Genomic DNA, 3,808 nt, shown 5'->3' on the forward strand with positions numbered 1-3,808 from the left:
GGCGGCGTAACCCTGCTCGCCCGACGCCGCCGGCAGGAGGATGCGCGCACAGATCAGCTCGAGCTGCATCCGCGGCGCGGTGGCGCCCGTCATCTCTGTGAGGCCTGTGTTGACGATGTCGGCCGCGCGCGAGAGCGCCCCCGGACCGAAGGCCGCCTGCTGGACCCGCATCCGCTCGAGCTGGTCCTCCGGCACCCCGCGCAGCACCTGGCCCGGCTCGGGGACCGCCGCGACGATGATGAGGTCGCGCAGCCGCTCGAGGAGGTCCTCGATGAATCGCCTTGGGTCGTGGCCCGACTCGATGACCTTGTCGACCTGCCGGAAGGTCGCGGCGCCATCGCCTGCTGCCAGTGCGTCGATCGTGGCGTCGAGCAGCTCTCCGTCGGTGAAACCGAGCAGCGAAACCGCACTCTCATACGTCAGCCCCTCGGGGCCGGACCCGGCGATGAGCTGGTCGAGCACGGACAGGGAGTCACGCACCGACCCGCCGCCGGCTCGCACGACGAAGGACAGCACACCCGGCGCCACCGGCACGCCCTCCTGCTCGAGGAGGCGCTCCATGTACGCCGTGAGCTTGGCCGGGGGGACGAGCCGGAACGGGTAGTGGTGGGTCCGGGAGCGGATCGTGCCGATGACCTTCTCCGGCTCGGTCGTCGCGAAGACGAACTTCACGTGCTCCGGCGGCTCCTCGACGATCTTGAGCAGCGCATTGAAGCCCTGCGGCGTCACCATGTGCGCCTCGTCGATGATGTAGATCTTGTAGCGGCTCTGCGCCGGGCCGTAGGACGCCCGCTCGCGCAGGTCACGCGCGTCGTCGACGCCACCGTGGCTCGCGGCGTCGATCTCGATGACGTCGACGCTGCCCGGTCCGCCGCGGGCCAGCGCCACGCAGGAGTCGCACTCGCCGCACGGCTCCGGAGTCGGGCCCTGCTCGCAGTTGAGACACCGGGCCAGGATCCGGGCACTCGTCGTCTTGCCGCACCCGCGCGGGCCGCTGAACAGGTACGCGTGGCCCACCCGCCCGGTGCGCAGTGCCTGCATGAGCGGCTCCGTCACGTGCTCCTGACCGATGACGTCCGCGAAACGCTCAGGCCGGTAGCGACGGTAGAGGGCGGTTGCCATGAGCGAACCCTAACTGCCGCCACCGACGATGTCGTATGCCGCTGAGCCGCGTTGTGGACGTGCGCGCGGTGGGTGCCCTCCCGCTCTGCGAGGATGGGGCTTCCGCGCCCGCTACGACGCCTGGTAGGAGACCCATGTCGCCCCGCACCCTCTACAGCCGGATCGCCCTCGCCGAGGTGGTGTCCTGGGCCCTGCTCCTCACCGGGATGTTCCTCAAGTACGTCACGAGGACGACCGAACTGGGCGTCACCGTCTTCGGCATGGTGCACGGCGTCGTGTTCATCGCGTTCTGCCTCAGCACCGTCCTGCTCTGGGTCAACCAGCGGTGGACCGTCCGCGAGGGCCTGCTCGGCCTGGCGAGCGCCATCCCGCCCTTCCTCACCGTGTGGTGGGAACGCCGACTCGACCGGGCCGGCCGCCTCGACGGGGGCTGGCGCCTCGGTCGTGACGGAGAGGCGCCGGCCAACCCGGCAGAGCGTCTCGTCGCGGCCCTGCTCGCTCGCCCGGTCGTCGCTGTCGCGGTCGGGTTCGTCGCCGTCGCCGCGCTGACGAGCGTGGCTCTCGTCGTCGGTCCTCCGGTCGGCAAGCAGGGCTGAGGCAGCGCCACGTGGCCCGGGTCGCGGTCCTCACCGGCGAGGTGCGTGCCTCCGGCGTCGGCAAGTCCATCGACACCACCACGCTCCTCCTGCCGACGGACGTCGCGGCAGACCCCGGCGAGTGCGTCGTGCTCCGCGGCCCGAACGGATCCGGCAAGACGACCCTGCTGCGGATCATCGGTGGCCTGCTCGAGCCGACGACGGGCACGGCGACGATCGGTGGGCGTCAGGCGGACGAGCGGGACCGCGCCATCCGAGCCGCCGTCGCCGCGCTCATCGGCGTGCCTGCGACCTACCGCGACCTGACCCTCATCGACCACCTCGTCCTCGTGGACTCGACGTGGGGAAGTGACCCGAACACCTCCGACGACCGAGGCCTCGCGCTGCTCGAGGAGCTCGGCATCGCGCAGCTGCACGACCGGTTCCCACACGAGCTGTCGTCCGGTCAGGAACAGCTCTTCCGACTGGCGCTCACCCTGTCCCGACCCTGCTCCGTCCTGCTCCTCGACGAGCCGGAGCAGCGCCTCGACACGACGAAGCGGCAGGTCGTGGCAGGCGTGATCCGCGGGCGCACCGGGGCCGGTGCGACGGTGGTCATGGCCTGCCACGACCCAGCCCTCATCGAGGCGCTCGCCACGCGGGTCGTCGACGTCGTCCCGGCCCGATGACGCAGGAGCCGTCGACCGCGATCGAGATCGACGACGCGGAGTGGCTCGGCCAGGCCGACTGGGTCGTCGGCGGCGAGGCCGCGAAGCAGGCGCGCAAGCAGGGGCTCTACGCCGGCTACGTCCTGCTCCTCTTCTCCGGCGTCTATGGGTTCCCCGTCCTCCAGGCGGTCTTCCGGACCAACGACACGGGCTGGTTGCGCGACCAGCTGGCCTCCCCCATCGGAGTGACGGGCGTCGTGGTGGCCGTCGGTGCGATCCTCGGTGCCGCCTACTGGGCCGGGCGCTTCCGGGGGCCTGTCGTGCCGCCCCTGCCGTGGATCGACCTCGTCGTGACGGCGCCCGTGGACCGGGCCCGGGCCGTTCGACGCTGGTGGCGTTACGCCGTGGTGGGCGGAGCCTTCGTCGGTGGGGTCGTCGGCCTCGTGGTCGGGAGCGGCTTGGCGTTTGCGCAGGTCACCGGGGTTGTCGCGCTGGTGGTGGCCACGGTGCTGGGGGTTGTCGTCGGTCTCGTCGGGGCCCGAGTCTGGCTGTGGGCGCAGGTCCGGTCGTGGCCGGGTCCGGACCATGCCACGACGGGACCGAGCCTGCTCTGGCGGCTCCCCGACTCGCTCCGGGCTCTCCATGCAGAGTCGCTGCGGGCCCACTCGGCGAACACGTCGACCCTCGCGGGATCCGCTCTCACGGGCAACCTGCGCACGGCCCGCCTGTCCCTGACCCGGCCGATCACGCACGCTCGCGCGGTGCGCCTCCGCCCCGGTGGGCCCTTCGCGGTCCTCGTGCGCCGTGACGTCCTCGGGCTGCGACGCCAACGGGTGGATCTCGTCGCAGGCGCAGGTTTTGCCGTCATGGGTGCTGCGGTGCTCACCTGGGGCATGGCCCAGCCAGCGGCGCCCTCCTTCGCGCTCGGCCTGGCGATGCTGCCGCTCTACCTCGGGTTTGGATCGTGGACGGAGGGCCTGCGCCTCCAGGCCGACAACATCGGCTCGCCTGCGCTCATCGGAACGGGGCCGCTCGAGGAGGCCGCGGCCCATCTCATCGCCCCGACCGGGCTCGCCGCGGTCGTCCTGGGCGTGGCCGGCGCCTTCGCCCCCGTGGTCTGGGCGGCAGCCCTGCCCATGCTCGCCCTGCTTGCGGGTGGTCACCTGCTCGCGGCGTTCCGCGGTGATCCCCCGGCCACGATCGTCTCGCCGCAGAGCAGGCTCTTCTGGTACGCGATGCCCTCGGTCAGCGTGGTCCTCGTCGGCGCCTTGCTGGCCCAGGCCTACCGCACCGGGGCCTCCGGCCTCGCGGTCTTCTGCACCGCCCTCGTCGCCGCGGTCGCAGCGGGGGGCGTGTCCCGGGTCCGGCGGCTGACCTACCGCCACCGGGCCTGACACAGGGCGCTGGCCCTAGAGTCCGGGGGGTGAGCGACCTGCACGTCCG

The 3,808-nt window shown here is 72.2% G+C and carries 4 protein-coding genes; 3 read left to right on the forward strand and 1 reads right to left on the reverse strand.

From position 1 onward, the window contains the following. Positions 1 to 1,122: DNA polymerase III subunit gamma and tau (locus VIR15_RS15055; RefSeq protein WP_331929132.1), on the reverse strand; the 1,122-nt coding region annotated here is incomplete at its 3' end. A 134-nt stretch (positions 1,123 to 1,256) separates the two neighbouring features. Between VIR15_RS15055 and VIR15_RS15060 the strand changes: the two genes are divergently transcribed. Genes VIR15_RS15060 through VIR15_RS15070 form a run of 3 tightly spaced genes read left to right on the forward strand, consistent with a single transcriptional unit; the run spans position 1,257 to position 3,759 of the window. Next, positions 1,257 to 1,718 (forward strand): DUF3817 domain-containing protein, encoded by a 462-nt coding sequence (locus VIR15_RS15060; protein ID WP_331929135.1) that lies wholly within the window; start codon positions 1,257 to 1,259, stop codon positions 1,716 to 1,718. 11 nt (positions 1,719 to 1,729) lie between these two features. Continuing rightward, a complete protein-coding gene (locus VIR15_RS15065; protein WP_331929137.1) occupies positions 1,730 to 2,386 on the forward strand; it encodes an ABC transporter ATP-binding protein in 657 nt (218 codons plus the stop codon). Next, on the forward strand, positions 2,383 to 3,759 hold the full coding sequence (locus tag VIR15_RS15070) for a hypothetical protein (RefSeq protein ID WP_331929139.1): 1,377 nt from the start codon (positions 2,383 to 2,385) through the stop codon (positions 3,757 to 3,759). The genes VIR15_RS15065 and VIR15_RS15070 overlap by 4 nt, the downstream gene beginning before the upstream one ends. Positions 3,760 to 3,808: the final 49 nt, after the last annotated feature.

The sequence above is a fragment of the Intrasporangium sp. genome, from assembly GCF_036566125.1.
Taxonomy (GTDB): domain Bacteria; phylum Actinomycetota; class Actinomycetes; order Actinomycetales; family Dermatophilaceae; genus Intrasporangium.